This is a genomic window from Agreia sp. Leaf244 (assembly GCF_001422695.1).
Lineage (GTDB): Bacteria > Actinomycetota > Actinomycetes > Actinomycetales > Microbacteriaceae > Agreia.
In genome coordinates, this window is the sequence record NZ_LMLX01000004.1 from 66353 (window position 1) to 85682 (window position 19330).

The window sequence follows — 19330 nt, forward strand, 5'->3', positions numbered from 1 at the left end:
CGCTATCCACGCGGTGTTTCAGCAGACGGCCTGACCGATTACCGTTCGGTCACCATGTCGTCGCATCGGTTCGTGCACCCTGATAGGCCGCCGTAACATGCTCGTCACATGCGCGGAGGTACCGGTCGACGACGACGTCGACCAGCACGACGGGCGGCTGCTCGCCATCGACCAGCAACGGTTCCGACGCCGCGTCCGCACCCGCTCGCTGAACGAGCGAGTGAAAGTAGCCGGGGGCGAGGAGGTAGCTCGCAGCCACGATCCGCCGACCGGGATTCGCCGCGCGCGCGGCCATCACCGCATCGCCGAGGCGCGGTTCCGCGGCCGAGAGGAATCCGACGACGACGGGTCGCCCCAATTCGGCCTCGAGCAGGGACCCCATGGCGCGGCAGTCGACGACGGCTCCGGCGTCGCTCGATCCGGCCGCTGCAAGTACGACGACATCGTCGTCGTCGAGGCCGATGGCCGCCAGACGCATAGCGAGGATGCGCGCGAGACGCGCATCCGGACCGAGCGCCGATGTGACCTCGACAGGCCGCCGGATGTCGGCCCCGGCGGCGGCCGCGGCGGCCTCGGCGAGGTCGACGTGCACGTGGTAACCCGTCGACAGCAGCAACGGCACGATCACGACCGGCGCCCCGCTCGACATCCCGTCGAGGGCGGTCGGCACATCCGGTTGCTGCACGTCGACGAACGCACCGACGACCGTCACGTCGGGGCGCCGATCGGTGACGGCCGCGACGAGGGATGCGACGGCCCGGCGCCCGGCCGGATCGCTCGTTCCGTGAGACGCCGCGACGAGCGCCGGTGCCGCACCGGTCACGCTGCTGCGCCGCTCTGCCCACGATCCGGGCGGGTGTCGATCTCGACGACACCGTCGACGATGCGCACGGCGAAGACGGGAAGACGGTAGTCGGGGGCGCTGAAGCACTCGCCCGTCTCGAGGTCGTAGACCTGCTTATGCAAGGGCGATGCGATGGTGGCGCGATCGCCGCGAGAACCGACGATGCCCCGCGACAGGACCTGCGAGCCTGTGGCCGGATCCTGGTTGGAGACCGCGTGCACCCGGTCGTCAGGAAGACGGAAGAGGGCGAACTGCTCGCCCTCGATGAGGGCGGCCTCACCCCAGAGGACCTCGAGCTCGTCGAGCCGGCAGACGGGGATCCAGGTGGTCATGCGTCCCACGCTAGGCCGCGCAGATTTCGGCGCCGGACGGCTGCCGTGACGGTTGCGTAACAAAGACCTCTCCGCGGCGCATCAATGCGGTGAGGTGCCGGTCACACGCCGTTACGTGGGCGCAATCGTCGAGAAACCGGCGCTGCCTAGGCTTCGAGCATTCCCTGACGACGCATGCGAGAGGCACAGCGATGACGACACCGGAGCATTCTGGCGGCCGCCCCCACCGGGTCGTCGTCATCGGCGGAGGGCCGGCCGCGCATCGATTCGCCGAGTCCGTGCATTCCCGACGAGACGGCGCTCGACCGGTCACGGTCACCGTGCTCGGCGAAGAGACACACCTCCCCTACGACCGGGTCGCCCTCTCCCGTCGTCTCGTCTCCGCGGAGGACCTGACGCTGGGCGATCGCGCGCTGTGGGAAGCCCCTGGCATCCGCTATCGAGGGGGCGTCGCGGCGACCCGCATCGATAAGGTTGCGCGTCGCGTGGAGCTCGCCGACGGAACTTTGGAACCGTATGACGACCTGGTCTTCGCGACCGGCTCCGCGGCGACCGTGCCACCGATCCCTGGCGCGGACGCCGGATATGTGTACCGCACGATCGAAGACGTCGACTTCCTCGTGGCGGAGTCGGCCCGACTCGCATCGCGGCTTGGCAGGCCGACGAATGTGGTCGTGGTCGGTGGCGGCCTGCTCGGGCTCGAGGCGGCCGGAGGATTGCAGCGCCTCGGGGCCAGGGCGAGCATCGTCCACTCGGGGCGGTGGCTCATGTCGTCACAGCTCGATGAGGGCGCGGGTCAGGCTCTCGGGCGCCTGATCGAGGCTCAGGGCGTGACGCTTGCCCTCGGCAATCGACCGGCCCGCGTGATCACCGGCCCATCGGGCACCGTGCTGGGCGTCGAACTCACCGATGGCAGGGCGATCAATGCCGACCTCGTCGTCTTCTCCGTCGGCATCACACCGAGAGACGAGCTCGCCCGGGATGCCGGACTCGCGATCGGCGCGCGCGGCGGCATCGTGATCGGCGACGACTGCGCGACCTCCCATGACGGGATCTGGGCCATCGGCGAGGTGGCGAGCGTCGGAGGGGTGTGTGTGGGACTCGTGGCCCCGGCGAACGCCATGGCCGAGGTCGTCGCCGACCGCATCCACGGCGGGCACGCGAGCTTCCCCGGCATCGACGACGCGACGAAGTTGAAGCTCTCAGGCGTCGAGGTCGCGAGCTTCGGCGACGCGTTCGCAGCCTCTGACGGCGCACTCGAGGTCGTGTACGCGGATCCAGCGCGCGGCATGTACCAGAAGCTCGTCGTCTCGAACGATGCCAAGACTCTCCTCGGCGGCATCTTCGTCGGCGACGCCGCCCCCTACTCCGCTCTCAGACCCCTGCTCGGTCGAGAGCTTCCCGGCGAACCCGGAGCCTATCTCTCGACCTCGGGTGCTGAGGCTCCCGCGAGCGCCGAACTCCCCGACGACGTGCAATTGTGCTCGTGCAACAACGTGTCGGTGGGAGCCGTTCGCGATGCGATCCGGGGCGAGCACGGCGAGGCCTGCACCGAGCTCGGACCGTTGAAGAGCTGCACCCGGGCCGGCACGCAGTGCGGCTCCTGTGTTCCCCTCGTCAAGAAGATCCTCGAGACAGAACTCTCCAAGGCCGGCATCGAAGTGTCGAAAGCGCTCTGTGAGCACGTCGACCTCAGCCGCAGCGAATTGTTCGAAGCCGTGAGGATCCTGCAGCTCACCAGCTACGAGCAGATCATGGAGCATTTCGGCCGCGGACTCGGCTGCGACGTCTGCAAGCCGGTGATGGCATCCATTCTGGCCACCCAGACGTCGAAGTACATCCTCGACTCGGGCAGCGGAGCCCTGCAGGACACCAACGACCGGGCGCTCGCGAACATGCAGAAGGACGGCACGTACTCTGTCGTGCCCCGCATCCCGGGCGGGGAGATCACCCCGGCGAAGCTCAAGGTGATCGCCGAGGTGGCGGAACAGTTCAACCTGTACACGAAGCTCACGGGAGGACTGCGCATCGATATGTTCGGGGCGCGACTCGAGCAGCTGCCCGACATCTGGAAGATCCTGGTCGACGCCGGATTCGAATCGGGCCAGGCGTATGGCAAGTCGCTGCGCACGGTCAAGTCGTGCGTCGGCTCCACCTGGTGCCGCTTCGGTGTTCAGGATGCCGTCGCGATGGCCATCGAGCTCGAGCTGCGGTACCGCGGGCTGCGGTCGCCGCACAAGTTCAAGCTGGGCGTCTCTGGTTGCGCTCGCGAATGTGCGGAGGCGCGAAGCAAGGACATCGGAATCATCGCGACAGAGCAGGGGTGGAACCTCTACGTCGGCGGAAACGGCGGATACCAGCCCGCGCACGCCCAGCTGCTGGCGCAGGATCTCGACGACGCGACGCTCATCTCCTACATCGACCGCTACCTGATGTACTACATCCGCACCGCCGATCGCCTGCAGCGCACGGCCCGCTGGCAGGAGGACCTGCCGGGCGGCCTCGACCACGTGCGTGAGGTGGTGTGCGACGACTCGCTCGGGCTGGCCGAGGAACTCGAGGCCGCCATGGCGGAGCATGTGGGCAACTACGAGGACGAATGGGCGGCCACGCTCAACGACCCGGAACGCCTCCGCCGCTTCCGGTCGTTCGTCAATGCGCCGAGGACGCCGGACCCCGCCGTGGTGCAGGTCACGGAGCGGGATCAGCCGCGCCCGGCGACCGCCGATGAGCGTGCACACGCATCGGCCGGAGGCGTGCTGCTCTCCGGACCGACGATTCCCGTGCGGAGAGGACAATAGCCCCCATGGACATCTCCGTGAACCTCGCGGGTCGTCGAGTTCTCGTCGTCGGGCACGCGGGCGAGGCGCGCCACACGATCGCGCGCTGCCTCGCATCCGGTGCGCGCGTGTACCTCGCCGGCGACGACGACGAGGGCCGCGACGACCGCGCTGCGGAGACGGTCGTGCGCGTCGTTCTGCCGCAGAATCGCCTCGAGTGGCGCACGCTCGTGTCATCGGTCGATCTCGTGATCTCGGTGGGTGTCGACTCGGCGACGACCGACGCACTCGAGCGGGCGTCGCGAGACGCCCGAGTCTGGCTCACCGCGGAACCTCCGAGCCCCACGCTGCCCCTCGGTCGCGTCACCCTTGTCGGCGGTGGCCCCGGCGACGGTCAACTGCTGACCGTCGCCGCGCTCACGGCTCTGCGCGAGGCCGATGTCGTCTTCTTCGACCGGCTCGGACCGGTCGCGCGCCTGTCGGAGTGGGCACCGGGGGCTGAGCTCGTGAACGTGGGCAAGACGCCCGGGCACCACGCGGTCAATCAGACCGAGATCGAGCAGAAGCTGGTCGAAGCCGCGCTCGCGGGCCGAACCGTGGTGCGGTTGAAGGGTGGCGATCCTTTCGTGTTCGGGCGTGGCGGCGAGGAGGTTCTGGCGTGCAGCCGGGCCGGCGTTCCCGTGACCGTGGTGTCCGGTGTGACCAGCGCCATCGCCGTTCCCGGGGCGGCAGGAATCCCGGTAACTCATAGGGAGATCTCCCGGCTCTTCACCGTGGTCTCGGGCCACACGCCTCTCGCAGAGAGCGAGCTCGTGCACCTCGCGGGTCTCGGCGGGACCATCGTCGTTCTCATGGGTGTCGGCACTCTGCCGCACCTCACCGCCGGCCTCGCACGGGCCGGCATGCGCGCGTCCATGCCCGTCGCGATCGTGGAGAAGGGATTCTCGACGAGCCAGCGCACCACCCGAGCGACCCTCGCCGACATCGCCGCACTCGCCTCGCGACTCGGCGTGCTCTCGCCCGCCGTCGTCGTGATCGGCGAGGTCGTACGATTGAGCGAGCAACTCGATGTGACGACCGCGACGTTCCTTCAGGATGCTGCGGCCGAACTGACGACCGACTGACGGAGACGCACGTGACCGATGGAGACACGGATGCCCCCCTCATCGGATTCCGCGCGGACCAGCTGCGCGGCTTCCGTATCGGCGTGACGAGCGACCGGAGATCTGAAGACCTGATCGCAGCCTTCGAGCGCCGGGGGGCCGATGTCATGCATGCCCCCGCCATCCGGATCGCTGCCTCGGATGACGATGCACAACTGACGGCCGACACCCTGGCGATCATCGCGGGCCGCCCTGACGTGCTGCTCGCCACGACCTCCTACGGCGTGCGCCGGTGGTTCGAGGCCGCAGATGCTGCGGGCATCGGACACGAACTCAGCGAGACCCTCGCGCAGTCCCGCATCCTGGTGCGAGGGCCGAAGGCGCGCGGCGCCGTCCGCGCAGCCGGCCTCGACGATTCCGGGATGAGCGACGAGGAGACGACGAAGTCGCTCGTCGACCATGTTCTGCGCGACGGTGCGTCGGGACGTGTCGTCGCCGTGCAGCTGCACGGGTTCACCGATGAGGGTCAGCTTCAACGGCTGCGCGACTCCGGCGCAACAGTTCTCACCGCCGCGCCCTATCGTTGGTCGCTGCCGGCGGATTCGTCACGTGTGCTTCGCCTCGTCGACGCCATCTGCGCCGGCTCGCTCGACGCCGTCACCTTCACGAGCGCTCCCGCCGTCGAAGCACTGTTCGCGGCGGCGGACGGAGCCGGTCGACTCGACGAGCTCCAGGCCGCGTTCACGGGCACGGTCGTGGCTGCCGCCGTCGGCCACGTCACAGCGGCGCCCCTCGTAGCCGCCGGTATCGATCCGATCGTCCCGCCCCGATATCGCATGGGCGCCCTCATCCGCCTGGTGTGCGAGCATCTGGAGGAGAACCGGATCATCAGGCTGGCGACGAAGCATGGCGACATCGAGCTGCGCGGTCGGCTCGTGCGCGTCGGCGAGTCCGAGGCGACGCTCGCCCCGCTCTCGCTCGCCCTCTTCCGGGCGCTCGTGAATGCGCGGGGCGCGGTGCTCTCGAGAGCAGAGCTGATGGCTGCCCAGCCCGACATGCAGGACGATCACGCCACCGATGTGGCCATCAGTCGTCTGCGTCAGTCGCTGCCCGTGCCGGGAATCGTGTCGACAGTCATCAAGCGGGGATACCGAATCTCGGTCTGAGGCCCCCGAGTAGGCTTTAATAGAGCCTGCGCTCCAGAATCGGGACGCGCCTGACGTCAGGACACCATGCACCCCACTGGGCTGACCGCAACCCGGCGGCTGCCGCGCGTCGGCATCCTGCTCTTCGACGACGTGAAGATGCTCGACTTCGTGGGGCCGGCCGAGGTGTTCTTCGAGGCCAGCCAGCGCTCGGCGGGCTATGAGATCGTCACCATCTCCCGCACCGGGCAGCCCGTGACGACCTCCATGGGCATCCAGGTGGCGGTGCAGACGTCGGTGGCGGATGCGGGTCGTCTCGACACGCTCATCGTGCCGGGCACAGAGAAAGCGCTGACCGTGTTCGCCGATCCGCAGCTCCTCGACGCGGTCGCCGAGCTGGCCTCCCGGTCGACCCGCATCGCCGGCATCTGCACGGGAGCCCTCGGCCTCGCCGCCACGGGCCTCCTCGCCGGCAAGTCGGCGACCACCCACTGGAAGTTCAGCTCGACCCTGGCGGAGCGGTATCCCGACATCGACGTTCAGGCCGAAGCGATCTTCGTGCACGACGGCAACACCTTCACCTCCGCCGGCGTCGCGGCGGGCATCGACCTCGCGCTCTCGTTGCTCGAGCTGGACTACGGCCCGGGGGTGGCCCGATCGGTGGCCCAGCTTCTTCTGGTGCACATGAAGCGCTCGGGCAACCAGTCTCAATTCTCCGCGGCGCTGCAGGGCCCTCCCCCTCGCACGCCGCTCATCACCGTGATCACGGATCACATCAGCGAGGATCCGTCTAGGCCGTACACGGTCGGCAGTCTGGCATCCTTCGCGAACGTGAGTCCTCGTCACCTGACCCGGGTGATGCGCGACGAGCTGGGCATGTCGCCGATGGAGTACGTCACCTCCATGCGCCTCGATCTGGCCGTGTCGTATCTCGACTCCGGCGCATCGGTGGCCGATGCGGCCGCGCACTCGGGCTACGCGACGCCTGTGTCGCTACGACGCTCGTTCGTCGCTCGATTCACGATCACGCCCTCCGAGTACCAGCGTCGATTCCAGTCCACCCGACGCGACGCCGGAGCCTGACGACGAACGGCTCGACAGGGCTCTGAGCGCCTCCGCCGAACGGGATCCCGGCTCGGCCATGTAGGTCGTGAGGAACTGCCGGGGCGAGCGAGGGATGCCGAGTGTCTGCCAGACGAGATCGACCCGGCCGAACGGCTCGATGATCACAGGCCGCAGCCCTGTCGTGAGCCGGCTCACGTCGTGCTCGGCCCAGATGCGCCGGAACGACAGGTGCTGACTCGAGAGCCGGCCGACGACATCCTGAAGCCGCGCGTCGTCGGGGTCGCCGTTGAATCGCAGGGCTCCGATGTACTCGCGGATCGTCTCCTCCCATTCGAGTTCGACGTCGGCGCCGTTCATCACGGTCGTCATCGTGAGATGGTCGTATGCGGCCTCGAGAAGATTGGTTCCGGGCACGAGGATGCCGGGCGACACGAGGCGCGCCAGGCGGTTCGCGGCCAGCACGTCGAGATTGGCGTCGGTCACATACGCCGGAGTCTGGGTCCATGCGTCGAGCAGGCGTCGCACGCTGTCGCTCACCACGGAGGGCTCGCGTACGGCGCGCAGATAAGGAAGCGGCCTGGCCACTCGGAACAGGTAGTTCGCGCCGTCGTCATCGAGCAGGAGGGCCCTGGCCAGCGAGCGCACGACCTGCTCCGACGGCCGCCTGTCGCGACCCTGCTCGATTCGCAGGTAGTACTCGGGGCTGATATCGGCCCGTGCGGCGACCTCCTCCCGGCGCAGGCCGGGCACGCGACGGGCCGCATCGATCGGCAGACCCACGTCTTCGGGTTTCAGGAGCTTGCGTCTCGCGCGAAGATACTCCCCCAACGGACTCGCTGACGCGCTCATGCCTCTTCTTCCTCACCTCGACGGAGCCGGAAGGGCCCACGTCGATTCTCACCGACTCCGCGCATCCGGAGTGAGAGCGCGTTCAGCCCTGAATGGTGCAGAAACGGACATGATTGCGGCGACGTGTGGGTGGTAATGGCACGGCCATGTGGCGGCTCGATCGTCGCTTCTAGACTCGCGACCATGACTCTCTACCAGCTGACAGATGAGCGCGTCACGTCCTCGTCTGCGATGGCTCACCAGCGGATCGGTCCCGGATTCCCTTCGTCGGTCTGGGCCGTCGTCATCGACCCCCAGGCCGGTGCGCTCAGGGCACGGGCCCTTGCGGGCCGGATCGCGATCTCGGCCGGCCTCGGCACGGCGTTCGTGGGCGAGCAGTCCGGATGCCTGTTCTTCGTCACACGCGCGCGACCCGGAGACACAGATGGGGAGCTCGCCGAGCGGATCCGCTCGATGGCCGGCCGGTTCGAGCTGCGCATCGTCGCTATCGGCGCGGCGCTCGTCGAGAACACCGACTACGACCTCGCACCCGCGGCGGAGCGCGCCGAACGGGCCGCAGGCATTCTGACGGCCCTCCCCGAGCTCGCCGAGGTCGGCTGGTACGGCGACCTCGGGCCCTGGATCATGCTGAGCGGCATCGCGCCGGGCTCCGTTCGTGTTCGTGACATCTCGCCGGCCGCCGAGGTGCTCCTCGATCCGTCGAACGCGATCTACCGCGAGACCGTCGAGGTCTACCTCGACGTGGCCGGCCGCATCGGCGACGCCTGCGCCCGGCTGCACATTCACCGCACCACGCTCTACTATCGGCTCGACAAGGCACCGGATGCGGTTCGCGATGCTCTACACGACGGATCGGCTCGCAGCAGCCTGCACATGGCTTTGAAGCTGGACCGGCTCTGGAGCTCCCACCGGGACTCGCACTCACTCCTCCAGCAGGGCCAGCAGCTGTCGTAGAGCCTCCCGTGACTCGTCGTCGACGGGGTGCCACACGAAGAGCACATCGTGATCATCGCCCGGCACCGTCAGCAGTTGGTAGGCGAGCACGATCGACCCGACCGGGGTCTCGTCGAACGGGATGACACCTCGGGTCCTCGCTGTTCGAGCGTCGTCGGCCCAGGCGACCGAGAAGTCCCGGCTGTGCGCCGAGAGCTCCCCCACGATCGTGTGGAAGGAGGGGTCCGCCTCGTGCTCGTCAAGAGACTCTCTCAGAAGGGCCGCCACCTGGCTGGAGGCCTCGGGCCACATCGCGTGGTTTCGGTCGACATCTGGTTCGAGATAGGCGAACCGCGCCAGATTCGTGCCCTCCACGAATGCAGGACTCACCGCGCTGGCCGCGGTATTCGACGCCACGACCGTGAAGTGCCGGTCGCAGAGGAACGCTGGTACGGCCCGCCAGGAGGCCAGAAGCTCTCGCATCTCGTCGCGCATGTCGCTCACGGTAGCCCTCCGCTTCGCTGCCCGATACCGCGTTCGAGGATTTCGGACAATGGTCGGAATTGCCGACGTGGCCCGGCCGCTCGAATGGTTGACTGGGGCGATGGATGCCACGACACCCGACCGCGCGGGGTACATGCACGACTTCCTCGCTCTTCCGGTCGCCCTGCCCGCACCGGCCGCGGGTTCGCCCGTTCGTGAGCTCGTGTACACGCACTTCACGGTGCTGCTCGATCCCGTCAGGCGGCTCGCGCAGTCGACCGGAGTGAACATCGACGGCGAGCTGCTGCTCGACCTCGACCGTGGGGACGACTGGCACCTCGACGACCGGATCCCCGAGAACGAACAGACCGGACCGGATGTCTACGCGGGCAACGACCTCGATCGCGGGCACCTGGTGCGCCGCCGCGATCCGGTCTGGGGCGACCGCGCGACGGCCGCCCGGGCGAATGTCGACACGTTCTCGTACACGAATGCCGCGCCACAGGCCGGCGAGTTCAACCAGTCCAAAGAGCTGTGGCTCGGTCTAGAGGACCACGTGCTCGCGTACGCGCAGGCCAACCGCAACCGCATCAGCGTCTTCACCGCACCGGTTCTGGCACTGAACGATCCTCTCTACCGTGGCGTGGGCATCCCTCAGGCCTTCTGGAAGGTCGTCGCCTGGACGACCGACGCATCCGGCGCCGACGCCCTGCGAGCCGCGGCCTTCGTACTCGACCAGTCGCCCCAGCTCTCGGACATCGACCTCAACGACGCGAGCGCGCAGGCCCTCATCGACGGCAGTCCTCCTCCGCTCGGCCCGTACTTCAGCTATCAGGTTCCGGTCGACGACGTGGCGAGCCTGACCGGGCTCGATTTCGGAGAGCTCGTCGATGCCGACGTCATGGCGCCCGTTCTGGCCGGCCGTGCCGACGGGTCACCTCGAACCGGATGGGTGCGGCTGCGCACCGAAGACGACGTCACCGTCGAGAAGGCCTCGGCCTAGAGGTGGAGCTCACTCGAACGGCTCCCCCGCTGTCAGGCGGTGTCGTCGCCGCCCAGGAGTGGCGCCAGGTCGCGTTCGTCCACTGGCGGGTGGCGCCCGAGGTCGTGGCACCCCTGCTTCCGTCGGGCGTCGCGCCGGACGTGTTCGACGGGTCGACCTGGGTGGGGCTCATCGCGTTCCGGCTCGGCGACGCGCGCGTCGGCCCCTTTCCGCCGACGTCGCGGTGGGGGTCGTTCACCGAGGTCAACGTGCGGCTGTACGGTGTGGACGGCGACGGCCGTCGAGGTGTCGTGTTCAGGTCGCTCGAGGCATCCAGCCTGCCCGCCGTCGTCGCGGCCCGCGCCCTCTTCGGGCTTCCCTACGTCTGGTCGCGCACCGACCAGCGGCAGACGTCGGACGGGTGGCAGTACGCGTCGAGACGCAGGGGGGTGCTCCCCTCGTCACCCGAGCCCCGCTTCCGACTCGACGTCTCCGTCGACTACTCTCGCCGCGTCGACGACGAGCTCTCGCTGTTCCTCACCGCTCGCTGGGGGCTCTTCCAGGGCCGGCTCGGCCACACGCAGTGGCTGCCGAACGAGCACGAGCCGTGGGTCCTGCATCCGGCCCGTGTCACCACGCTGCACGACGAGCTCTGCGCGGCCGCCGGGCTGCCCGGCATCGTCGACGGGCCACCCGACTCGGTGCTCTTCAGCCCGGGTGTCGACGCGAGATTCGGCCTGGCAGGTGCGCACGCTCGCCGTCGTGGTCGAAGATCGTGAGCAGCTCGACCGGGCCGTCGTTGGCATCGAGGGCGTGCGGGGTCATCGTCGAGAACTCGGCGGCCTGGCCTTCGCGCACCTGGATCGTGCGCTCGCCGAGCCTCAGCGTGAGCACGCCGCTCAGCACGGTGAACCACTCGTAGCCCGGGTGCACCTGCGGTTCGACCCTGGCGCGCTCGGGAGTGATGCGCATCTTGGCGATCATCACGCCGCGTCGGTCGCGCTCGCGCGAGAGCAGCCAGATGGTCGATCCCGCACTCGCCTCGGGTTCGGGCCGGATCACCACGTCGTCGTCGCCCTCCGGTTCGACGAGCTGATCGAGCGTCGTGCCGAGGGCCTGCGCGATCGGCACCAGTTGGTCGAGGGCGATGCGCCGGTGCCCTGTCTCGATGCGGCTCAGGGTCGACGGCGAGAGAAAGCAGCGGCTCGAGAGGGTGTCGAGGGTCCAGCCCAACGACAGTCGCAGGCTCCGGATGCGCTGGCGCACCACATCGTCGATCATCTCTTGCGTCATACGCAAGAGTCTATGCAACAATGGCGATGGGCGCCCCGATCGTTACATGCCGAGGCCGAGAACCATCCCGACGAACGCGGCAGTCAGCGCGGAGGCGAGAGTGCCGAAGACGTACAGCGCTGCCACGCGCGGCCGACGCTTGCGCAGAAGACCCACCGCATCCGTGCTCGCCGTGCTGAACGTGGTGTAGCCGCCGAGGAACCCCGTTCCGATCACGAGGCGAACGTCGGCGGGCAGAAGATACGCGGCGGAGTATCCCGCCGCGAGTCCGACCAGGAACGATCCGCTGACGTTGATCACGAAAGTCGACCAGGGAAGCCCGATCGTTTGGCCGTGGGGATGACTGCGCTCAGAAGAAACCGACACACGGCGCCGAGCCCGCCCGCGAGCGCGACGGCCAGAGCAAGCCCGACGGTCACGAGCCCGCGCCATCCGGCTTCGCATTGCCGCGGCGACCGGCGAGAACCGTGCCGGCATAGGCCGCAGCCACACCGATGACCACGGTGACGACTCCGTACAGAACACCCTCGCCGAGGCGCGACATGTCGAGGAGCCCCTCGGCGTCGCCCGCGAATGTGCCGTAGGTGGTGAAGCCGCCGAGGAGCACAAGCAGCGTGTCGATCGGCGTGGGTCGCTTGCCCTTCACCTCGATGCCCTTGTCGTCGCTAACAGCAGAAGACCGGCGACGGCCGGAACCACGGGCAGGGCGGCCCCGAGACTCGGCGACACTCCGATGAGCAGGGATCCCGACAGCGCTCCGAGAACGAGCGCCGCCACGACGCCGATCCGTGTGGGCAGATCCTGCTGTCGTCGATCGGCGGCGTCGGCCATGATGCTGGTCAGCGTGCCGGTCACGTACGTGGTGGTGACCCCGGACTCGCCATCCAGGCGCTTGGCGACGACTGTCTGGCAGGCCATCGCCGACGCCGACAGCCCGATCGAGATCACGATCAAGGGCATCGTCTTCGTGCCCGGCGATGCCGCCCAGATGACGAGCACCACGAGTTGCGCGAGCGCCGCGGCGGCGAGAACGGCGAGCAGTGCGCCCCGCCGTTCACTGTTGGGCGCCGCCCTGAACGCGACGTAGAGCACAACGACGAAGACGACGAGAGCGACGAGAATGCCCCCGATCGAGGTCGAGTACCCGCTGCGTTCGGTCAGACCGGCGAGCACGAGGTTGCCCGTCATGTTCGCGGTGAAGACGCCGAGGAGCTGGAGGAAGGCGAAGGCATCCGTGGCGCCCGCCGCGAAAGCCAGGACGACGGCCATCGTCGTCAGGCGGACGGATCGGTGCGCGGTCATTCCCCCACTGTGTCCGGCCCGGGCATCCGGGGCGTACGTCAGATGTCTGAATCTTGCGCCCGGGAGGTTGCGTCAAAAGTCGTATGCGCCGCCGCGTCTCGAGGGCTTTGCTGGAGGGAACACGACGAAGGAGAGCGCCATGGGTACCGACGAACCGACAACCCCGCACCACGAGCCGGCAACGTTCGGGAACCCCGACCTGCCCGCCGAAGGAATTGTGAACACGGGCGACAACCCCCAGAGCACCACGATGACCGGGCCGCAGAACCTGGTGATCGAGAGTCAGTTCCCGAATCAGCTGGATGCCCCGCCCACCGACATCAGCACCCAGGCGTTCTTCTGGTCGTCGTTCAACATCTCCCCGCGCCGGGTGCAGGACGGCGGCTGGGCCAGGGAGATCACCCAGTCCGACTTCGCGATCTCGAACGAGATCGCCGGGGTCAACATGTACCTTGAGTTGGGCGGAATCCGCGAGCTGCACTGGCACCAGACCGCCGAGTGGGCCCTGATGACCCGGGGAAAATGCCGCGTCACCACCCTGAGCAGAGAGGGGCTGCCGAGCGTCGAGGACGTCGAGGCGGGCGACCTCTGGTACTTCCCCGCCGGACTCCCCCACTCGCTGCAGGGCATGGGCCCCGATGGGGCCGAGTTCGTTCTCGCCTTCGACGACGGCGAGCAGTCCGAGAGCAACACTCTGCTCCTGACCGAGTGGTTCGCACACACGCCGCCGGAGGTGCTCGCGAAGAACTTCGGTGTCGCGCAGGAGGTCTTCAATGACATCCCCCTCCACAACCTCTGGATCTTCCCCGGCGACGAGCCGGGCGATCTCGAGACCGACCAGGCGTCCGCCGGCGTCGAGTGGGGCGACGAGCCCGTCATCTTCCGACTCTCCAGGTCGACGCCCGCGTACGAGAACAGCGGCGGCCGCATCCAGATCGCCGACAGCAGCAACTTCCGCGCATCCAAGACCGTCGCCGCCGCGCTCACCACCATCAACCCCGGATCGATGCGCGAGCTGCACTGGCACCCCAACGCCGACGAGTGGCAGTACTACCTGCAGGGGCAGGGCCGCATGACCGTGTTCAACACGGGCCCGCACGCCAACACCACCGACTTCAAGGCGGGAGACGTCGGCGTCGTGCGCCGCAACCTCGGCCACTACGTGGAGAACACGGGCGACGACGTTCTGATCTACATCGAGACCTTCCGCAGCGACCACTACGAAGAGGTCTCGCTGGCCAACTGGCTGAGCCACCTGCCGCCCGCGCTCGTCTCCGCGCACCTCAACATCCCCATCGAGACCCTCGCGACGTTCCCGAAGGGCACCCAGGGCATCGTGCCTATTCCGGGGAAGTAGCGATGGATCAGCAGCTGCTCACCGAAGCGGACCGCGTCGTCGCGACGCTGCCTCCGGGGAAGCGGGAGAGCGTGCGGGAGATCGTCGTCGACGCGACCCGCCGCGGATCCGTCAGCGAGAGCGCACGCCGATTCCTCGATTCGGCGACGGGATCGCCCCTGGTCGCCGAGGTTCTCGCGCGGGCGGTGGCAGAGGGCGCGGACGCCACCCTCGCTATCGCCCGTTCGAGTACCTATACACGGCCTCCTGGCCCGGAGTCCACGTCGCCGAACTGAGGGTGAAGACGATCACCGCGACCGTCTCTGCTGTGCGCTGCTCGTGCAGTTCGAGGGTGGCCTCCGGCGTTCCTCCCACCAGCTCCCTTTCGATGAGCGCAGCGGAGCTGCCGTCGGGGTTCACGAGACGCGCTCGGTACGTTTCTGGCATCATGACGGTCCGACTCTACCCGTGCGTGTGCCGCACACCACGTGTGCGGCACACGCCGACTCGTCAGCTCATGGACCGACTGCGACGGATGCGCGGTCTGACCCACAGCGTCGTCGCGCCGGCGGCGAGCAGCAGCGCCGCCATCGCTCCCGCCATCCCGACCGACAGGCCCGTTGCCGCGAGCCCACCCTGCGAGCCGCTGGCCGGCACCGACGGGGCGCCGCTCGATGGCGGCGTCGTCGAGGTTCCGGCCGCCTCCGCGATCCGAACGTCGACCGGAGCCGAGCTCGCACCCTCTCCGACCAGGTTGCGGGCCGTCACGGTGAAGCTCGCCACGGAACCCGGCTCGAGTCCGGTGACACGGCATTCCGTCGCCGTCACGTCGCACACCGAGCCCGCTGCCCGCGCATCCGCAGCAACCGCTCGCACGACGTAGGAGGTGACCGGCGATCCGCCGTCGTCATCCGGCGCACCCCACGTGATGGTCGCGGCGCCCGGATCGGTCGACGTCGCCGCCACCGATGTCGGAGCGCCGGGAGTCTCGAGCACCGGCTGCGGGTCGTACATTCCTCCGTACAGCGGCGTGATCGTCAGACTCTCGATCTCGGCGGAGCCTCCGGTCGACAGGAGCGAGATGCCCGTCGACGACGGGTCGGGGAACACCTGATCGGTGATCGTCGTCGAACCGCCCTGCGCGAAGGCCTGCACCGACGCGTTGTCGACGTAGACCTCGAGCCGCAGACGGCCGTCGTCATCCAGCGCCACGGGCGCCGTCTCGACAGACGAGAACGTCGGGTTGAAGGAGACGTCGCCCGATGCGCGTCGGTCGAGACTCAACGATCCGGATGCGGTGTCGTAGGTGAGCGGCGTCGACTGCGTGCCGTCGCTCGACGTGCGCAGGGCGAGACCGAAGCTCGACGCCGTGCCCGGCTTGAGCACGGCATCCACTCGGTAGACCGCGCCGACGCCACCGACGGGCAGAGCCGTCTCGCCCTCGGCGACGGGGCCGGCAGGCACCGTCACGGCTGCGAACGGCTTCGACAGCCCGTCGACCTGGGGGGTGACCTCGGAGACGAGCTTCGGCTGTCCGTCGATGGTCTTCAGGGATAGCTCGCGCGGCAGTGCCATCGCGCTCCTCCACTGTCCGGTCGGGATGTCGTTCGCGTACTCCCAGTTGTTCATCCAGGCGACCATGATGCGCTTGCCGTCGGGTGCGTTGTCGTAGGTGACTCCCGCGTAGAAGTCGCGACCCCAGTCGAGCCAGTCGTACGACTCGATGCGGGGCGCGGCGGCCCCGTCGGAGAACAGGAACTGATCGGCGAGAATGTGGCCCCATCCGGCGCGGTTGTTGTCGACGACCGAGATGTGCGCCGTCTTTCCGATGAGATCGGAGACATCCCAGGCGGCCCAGTCGAGGGTCTCGCTGTCGTTGCCCGTCGTGCTGCGCACCACCTGGCCGTCGACGACCAGGTTGACCGAGGTCTCATTGCTGCGCACGAGCGCGGGGGTGTCGGCCAGAACGACCTCGTCGAGGGTGAGGTGGCCCCATCCCCCGGTCGCCTGGTCGTTGACGCGGATCTGCGCCTGCTGGCCCTGGTAGTCGCTGACGTCCCAGCTCTTCCAGTTCAGGGCTCCGTCGTTCTCGCCCGAGGCGGTGTCGACGACGTTTCCGTCGATGAGGAGTTCGGCCTGCAGAACCTGGCCGCTCGCCGCGTCGCGCTTGCCTCCTCCGACCAGCATGCTGACAAAGGATTTGTCGATGGTGAAGACATCCGACGTGAGAGTCCCGACGTTGTCGTCTCCCTTGGCGCCGCCCTCCCAGGTGTTGATGCGCTTCGCCCCGATCGCGTAGTCGCCCCCGGATGTCGCCGGGTTGCGTTCGGCGACGAAGTCACCCGCCACGGTCCAGCCGTGATCGACGACGCTCTCGGTACCCGGGTACTCGAATCCATCGAAGAGCAGTTCACTGTCGGCGGGGGGCTCGTTGCCCAGCTGGCTGCCGTCGACGTGGGGGTGCTTGCCGCCGCCGACCAGGAAGTTGACGTGGTCCTTGCTGACCGTGAAATCGGGCGACGACATGCTCCCGATCGGCCAGTCTCCGTCGTTGAACCCGTTGATGAGCCCGGTGCCGATCTGACCTACGACCGTCTGCTGCCCATCGATCGCACCGGTGGCGGGCTGGTCTCCGAAGGGTCCGTTCTTCCAGTTTCCGGGCTCATTGGCGGTGGTCCACCCCGAGTAGGTTCCGTCGTCGAATCCGGCGAACAGGTCGCCCTCCGGCAGGGAGTCCGCCGGCTGGGTCGTATCGGACGTGAATGTGGTGCCGTCGAAGTCACCCACGAAGTACTGGCCGCCCGAACCGCCGGACACGGCGCCGGGGTTGAGATTCACGACCATCACCCACTTGGTGTTGGCGGGGTCTCCATCAACGGCGAGCGGGAAGAGATCGGGGCACTCCCAGATGCCGGCCGTGGCGTTCGCCGGGCCGAAGTCGCTGAGGTAGGTCCAGTCGATCAGGTTGTCGGAGCGATAGAGCAGCACGCGGTGCTCTGTCGCTTCGACGGTCGCGACGACCCAGTAGGAGTTCTCGGGTGACCCGCCGTCGTACCAGAACATGTGCGGGTCTCTGAAGTTGTTCGAGTCGCGGTCGAGGATCGGGTTGCCGGAGTACTTGATCCAGGTCGCGCCTGCGTCGGTGCTGTAGGCGAGCGCCTGAGCCTGCTTGCCCGTCTTGTAGGCGGCCGTGTACATGGCGACCAGCGGCGGATTGTCTGCGGTTCCGAGACCGGAGGTGTTGTCGTGGTCGACGACGATGGAACCAGAGAAGATGTCTGCATCGGCGTCTTGGGGAATCGCGAGCGGCTGCTCGGACCAGTGCACGAGATCGGTGCTCGTGGCGTGACCCCAGCTCATGTTGCCCCACGTCGTGCCGAAGGGGTTGTACTGGTAGAAGAGGTGATAGACGCCCTGGTAGTACACGAGCCCGTTGGGATCGTTCATCCAGTTCTTCTCGGGGCTGTACCCGAGGTACGGGCGATAGGGCTCGGCCGGCGGAGCAGCCTCGGCGGCTACGGCCATCGGCCGGGCTACGGCCATCGGTTGGGCTGCGGCTGTCGACGCGGCACCCGAGACCGCGGCGGTCACGAGGAGGAATGCGCCGGCGGCTGCCGCTACTCGTGTGACAGAACCGGCTCGTTTTCGGAGTTTCTGCTGCTGTTGTTCGTGATGTTTCACAGGACGCCCTTCACTGCGCGTTGTCGAGATGACATCGATGTCATCGATCGCGAGCGATGTTACGGAATGTCCATCGAACAATTCAAGGGCGGATTTCTCCGGAGCCTCTCACGATGAGCCGGGTCGGCACGATGAAGTCCCGAGCCGGCTCCTCGAGCCCGTCGAGACGATCGAAGACGCGGCGGGCGGCGATCTCTCCGATGGACGCCGGATCCTGCGCCATCACGGTGACCGCCGGTTCGAGCAGGGCCGCCATGGGCACGTCATCGAAGCCGACCAGGGCGACCCGCGTCGACGCTCCCGCCGACCTGAGCGACGTGATCACCCCGACGGTGATGAGGTTCTGGGCGCTGAAAATGGCGGTGGGCGGGTCGTCGAGCGCAAGCAGGTCGGCGACAGCGGCGGATGCCTTCGCCTCGTCGTCGAGATTGTCGATCACGAGCCGGTCATCCGGAGCGATACCCGCGCGCCGCAGCGTGTCGAGGTAGCCACGCTTCCGCTCCCTCGCCGTGAAGATCTTCTCGTCGTCGCCGAGGTAGGCGATGCGCCGGTGGCCCATGGCAAGGAGATGCTCGACCGCGCCGGACGCCCCCTCGGCGTTCTCGGTCATCACCGTGTCCGCCTCGATTCCGTGGGGTCGGCGGTCGACGAATACGATGGGCACGCCCTGGTCGAGCTGGATGCCGAGATAGGCCTGGCTGGGCTGGATCGTCGTGAGGATGAGACCGTCGACCCGCCTGCGAAGAAAGGCGTTCACCGACGACAGCTCGCGCTCGGGATCCTCATCGAGGCTCGACGCGAACACCGCGACATGTCGCTCGAGCGCGATGTCTTCGACAGCACGGTGAACCGCAGCCGAGAACGGGTTCGCCACGCTGCCGACGAGCAGTCCGAGCGTGTCGGTGCGCCTGTCGGCACGTCGCAGATTGCCGGCCTGGACGTCGGGTTGATAGTGCAGCTGTTCAGCAGCCCGACGTACCCGGGCAATGGTCTCTTCCGACACATGGGGCTCGCGGTTGATCACTCGCGAGACGGTCTTCACACCCACCCCCGCCAGGTCTGCCACGTTCTTCATTGTGGGCCGACGACGAAGGGCTTCGCTTCGCTTGGGATCTGATAACGATGTCATAACTGCTCTTCTTCTTCGAGGATTAACTTGACTCTACCGATCGAGGAGCCCTATACCTATACCTGACATCGTT

19 protein-coding genes are annotated in these 19330 nt (G+C 67.9%); 8 read left to right on the forward strand and 11 right to left on the reverse strand.

The genetic code is table 11. From position 1 onward, the window contains the following. Positions 1-49: 49 nt before the first annotated feature. Together ASF06_RS12345 and nirD are read right to left on the reverse strand one after the other, a co-directional pair. The gene (locus ASF06_RS12345; protein WP_055947460.1) at positions 50-823 is read right to left on the reverse strand and encodes a sirohydrochlorin chelatase; all 774 of its coding nucleotides are present in this window, start codon (positions 821-823) and stop codon (positions 50-52) included. Continuing rightward, positions 820-1176, reverse strand: a complete 357-nt coding sequence (gene nirD, locus ASF06_RS12350; protein ID WP_055947464.1) for a nitrite reductase small subunit NirD — start codon at positions 1174-1176, stop codon at positions 820-822. The genes ASF06_RS12345 and nirD overlap by 4 nt, the downstream gene beginning before the upstream one ends. Positions 1177-1367: 191 nt before the next feature. Between nirD and nirB the strand changes: the two genes are divergently transcribed. The 4 genes from nirB to ASF06_RS12370 all read left to right on the forward strand — a co-directional run bounded on the left by nirB (position 1368) and on the right by ASF06_RS12370 (position 7287). Continuing rightward, complete coding sequence (gene nirB, locus ASF06_RS12355; RefSeq protein WP_055947467.1) at positions 1368-3977, forward strand: nitrite reductase large subunit NirB; 2610 nt, start codon at positions 1368-1370, stop codon at positions 3975-3977. Between the two features lie 5 nt (positions 3978-3982). Further along, positions 3983-5080: a uroporphyrinogen-III C-methyltransferase gene (cobA, locus tag ASF06_RS12360; RefSeq protein WP_082500914.1), complete on the forward strand. Its 1098-nt coding sequence runs from the start codon at positions 3983-3985 to the stop codon at positions 5078-5080. Positions 5081-5091: 11 nt separating this feature from the next. Further along, on the forward strand, positions 5092-6225 hold the full coding sequence (locus ASF06_RS12365) for a uroporphyrinogen-III synthase (protein ID WP_055947471.1): 1134 nt from the start codon (positions 5092-5094) through the stop codon (positions 6223-6225). A gap of 66 nt (positions 6226-6291) precedes the next feature. Further along, entirely contained in the window at positions 6292-7287 is a 996-nt protein-coding gene (locus ASF06_RS12370; protein ID WP_235500995.1) for a GlxA family transcriptional regulator, read from the forward strand. On the opposite strand, the gene ASF06_RS12375 is transcribed toward ASF06_RS12370, so the two are convergent. Next, the gene (locus tag ASF06_RS12375; RefSeq protein ID WP_082500915.1) at positions 7198-8118 is read right to left on the reverse strand and encodes a helix-turn-helix domain-containing protein; all 921 of its coding nucleotides are present in this window, start codon (positions 8116-8118) and stop codon (positions 7198-7200) included. The genes ASF06_RS12370 and ASF06_RS12375 overlap by 90 nt on opposite strands. Before the next feature lie 183 nt (positions 8119-8301). On the opposite strand from ASF06_RS12375, the gene ASF06_RS12380 reads away from it, so the two are divergent. Beyond that, positions 8302-9072 carry a helix-turn-helix domain-containing protein gene (locus ASF06_RS12380; RefSeq protein WP_055947477.1) on the forward strand — a complete coding sequence of 257 codons (771 nt, stop codon included), beginning with the start codon at positions 8302-8304 and terminating at the stop codon, positions 9070-9072. Here ASF06_RS12380 and ASF06_RS12385 read toward each other — a convergent pair. Further along, positions 9040-9546 carry an MmyB family transcriptional regulator gene (locus ASF06_RS12385; RefSeq protein ID WP_235501022.1) on the reverse strand — a complete coding sequence of 169 codons (507 nt, stop codon included), beginning with the start codon at positions 9544-9546 and terminating at the stop codon, positions 9040-9042. The genes ASF06_RS12380 and ASF06_RS12385 overlap by 33 nt on opposite strands. A 109-nt stretch (positions 9547-9655) precedes the next feature. On the opposite strand from ASF06_RS12385, the gene ASF06_RS12390 reads away from it, so the two are divergent. Further along, complete coding sequence (locus ASF06_RS12390; RefSeq protein ID WP_055947484.1) at positions 9656-10537, forward strand: DNA/RNA non-specific endonuclease; 882 nt, start codon at positions 9656-9658, stop codon at positions 10535-10537. A 2-nt stretch (positions 10538-10539) separates the two neighbouring features. Beyond that, complete coding sequence (locus ASF06_RS12395) at positions 10540-11295, forward strand: YqjF family protein (protein WP_055947487.1); 756 nt, start codon at positions 10540-10542, stop codon at positions 11293-11295. Here the strand turns inward: ASF06_RS12395 and ASF06_RS12400 are convergent. From ASF06_RS12400 to ASF06_RS12415, 4 genes are all read right to left on the reverse strand, one after another. Continuing rightward, the gene (locus tag ASF06_RS12400) at positions 11225-11809 is read right to left on the reverse strand and encodes a helix-turn-helix domain-containing protein (RefSeq protein ID WP_055947489.1); all 585 of its coding nucleotides are present in this window, start codon (positions 11807-11809) and stop codon (positions 11225-11227) included. The genes ASF06_RS12395 and ASF06_RS12400 overlap by 71 nt on opposite strands. Before the next feature lie 42 nt (positions 11810-11851). Beyond that, positions 11852-12109 carry a fluoride efflux transporter FluC gene (locus ASF06_RS12405; RefSeq protein ID WP_235500996.1) on the reverse strand — a complete coding sequence of 86 codons (258 nt, stop codon included), beginning with the start codon at positions 12107-12109 and terminating at the stop codon, positions 11852-11854. Positions 12110-12224: 115 nt separating this feature from the next. After that, positions 12225-12455, reverse strand: coding sequence for a hypothetical protein (locus tag ASF06_RS12410; protein WP_055947492.1), 231 nt, complete (start codon positions 12453-12455; stop codon positions 12225-12227). Then, the gene (locus ASF06_RS12415) at positions 12452-13111 is read right to left on the reverse strand and encodes a DUF1275 family protein (RefSeq protein ID WP_055947496.1); all 660 of its coding nucleotides are present in this window, start codon (positions 13109-13111) and stop codon (positions 12452-12454) included. Before ASF06_RS12415 ends, ASF06_RS12410 begins: the two co-directional genes overlap by 4 nt. Before the next feature lie 139 nt (positions 13112-13250). On the opposite strand from ASF06_RS12415, the gene ASF06_RS12420 reads away from it, so the two are divergent. After that, complete coding sequence (locus tag ASF06_RS12420; RefSeq protein WP_055947499.1) at positions 13251-14468, forward strand: cupin domain-containing protein; 1218 nt, start codon at positions 13251-13253, stop codon at positions 14466-14468. A gap of 213 nt (positions 14469-14681) precedes the next feature. Here ASF06_RS12420 and ASF06_RS19550 read toward each other — a convergent pair whose 3' ends face one another. The 3 genes from ASF06_RS19550 to ASF06_RS12435 all read right to left on the reverse strand — a co-directional run bounded on the left by ASF06_RS19550 (position 14682) and on the right by ASF06_RS12435 (position 19203). Further along, the gene (locus tag ASF06_RS19550; RefSeq protein ID WP_157439199.1) at positions 14682-14897 is read right to left on the reverse strand and encodes a hypothetical protein; all 216 of its coding nucleotides are present in this window, start codon (positions 14895-14897) and stop codon (positions 14682-14684) included. 60 nt (positions 14898-14957) lie between these two features. Continuing rightward, entirely contained in the window at positions 14958-18038 is a 3081-nt protein-coding gene (locus tag ASF06_RS12430; protein WP_082500918.1) for a GH32 C-terminal domain-containing protein, read from the reverse strand. A gap of 172 nt (positions 18039-18210) precedes the next feature. Beyond that, positions 18211-19203 carry a LacI family DNA-binding transcriptional regulator gene (locus ASF06_RS12435; RefSeq protein ID WP_200920369.1) on the reverse strand — a complete coding sequence of 331 codons (993 nt, stop codon included), beginning with the start codon at positions 19201-19203 and terminating at the stop codon, positions 18211-18213. Positions 19204-19330 lie beyond the last annotated feature (127 nt).

What these genes read in the sequence shown, in the direction of transcription:
- ASF06_RS12380 (WP_055947477.1), top strand. Translation starts at nt 8,302, where the DNA reads ATGACTCTCTACCAGCTGACAGATGAGCGCGTCACGTCCTCGTCTGCG.
- ASF06_RS12435 (WP_200920369.1), bottom strand. Translation starts at nt 19,203, where the DNA reads ATGAAGAACGTGGCAGACCTGGCGGGGGTGGGTGTGAAGACCGTCTCG.
- ASF06_RS19550 (WP_157439199.1), bottom strand. Translation starts at nt 14,897, where the DNA reads ATGATGCCAGAAACGTACCGAGCGCGTCTCGTGAACCCCGACGGCAGC.
- ASF06_RS12415 (WP_055947496.1), bottom strand. Translation starts at nt 13,111, where the DNA reads ATGACCGCGCACCGATCCGTCCGCCTGACGACGATGGCCGTCGTCCTG.
- ASF06_RS12385 (WP_235501022.1), bottom strand. Translation starts at nt 9,546, where the DNA reads ATGCGCGACGAGATGCGAGAGCTTCTGGCCTCCTGGCGGGCCGTACCA.
- nirD (WP_055947464.1), bottom strand. Translation starts at nt 1,176, where the DNA reads ATGACCACCTGGATCCCCGTCTGCCGGCTCGACGAGCTCGAGGTCCTC.
- ASF06_RS12420 (WP_055947499.1), top strand. Translation starts at nt 13,251, where the DNA reads ATGGGTACCGACGAACCGACAACCCCGCACCACGAGCCGGCAACGTTC.
- ASF06_RS12375 (WP_082500915.1), bottom strand. Translation starts at nt 8,118, where the DNA reads ATGAGCGCGTCAGCGAGTCCGTTGGGGGAGTATCTTCGCGCGAGACGC.
- ASF06_RS12400 (WP_055947489.1), bottom strand. Translation starts at nt 11,809, where the DNA reads ATGACGCAAGAGATGATCGACGATGTGGTGCGCCAGCGCATCCGGAGC.
- nirB (WP_055947467.1), top strand. Translation starts at nt 1,368, where the DNA reads ATGACGACACCGGAGCATTCTGGCGGCCGCCCCCACCGGGTCGTCGTC.
- cobA (WP_082500914.1), top strand. Translation starts at nt 3,983, where the DNA reads ATGGACATCTCCGTGAACCTCGCGGGTCGTCGAGTTCTCGTCGTCGGG.
- ASF06_RS12390 (WP_055947484.1), top strand. Translation starts at nt 9,656, where the DNA reads ATGGATGCCACGACACCCGACCGCGCGGGGTACATGCACGACTTCCTC.
- ASF06_RS12370 (WP_235500995.1), top strand. Translation starts at nt 6,292, where the DNA reads ATGCACCCCACTGGGCTGACCGCAACCCGGCGGCTGCCGCGCGTCGGC.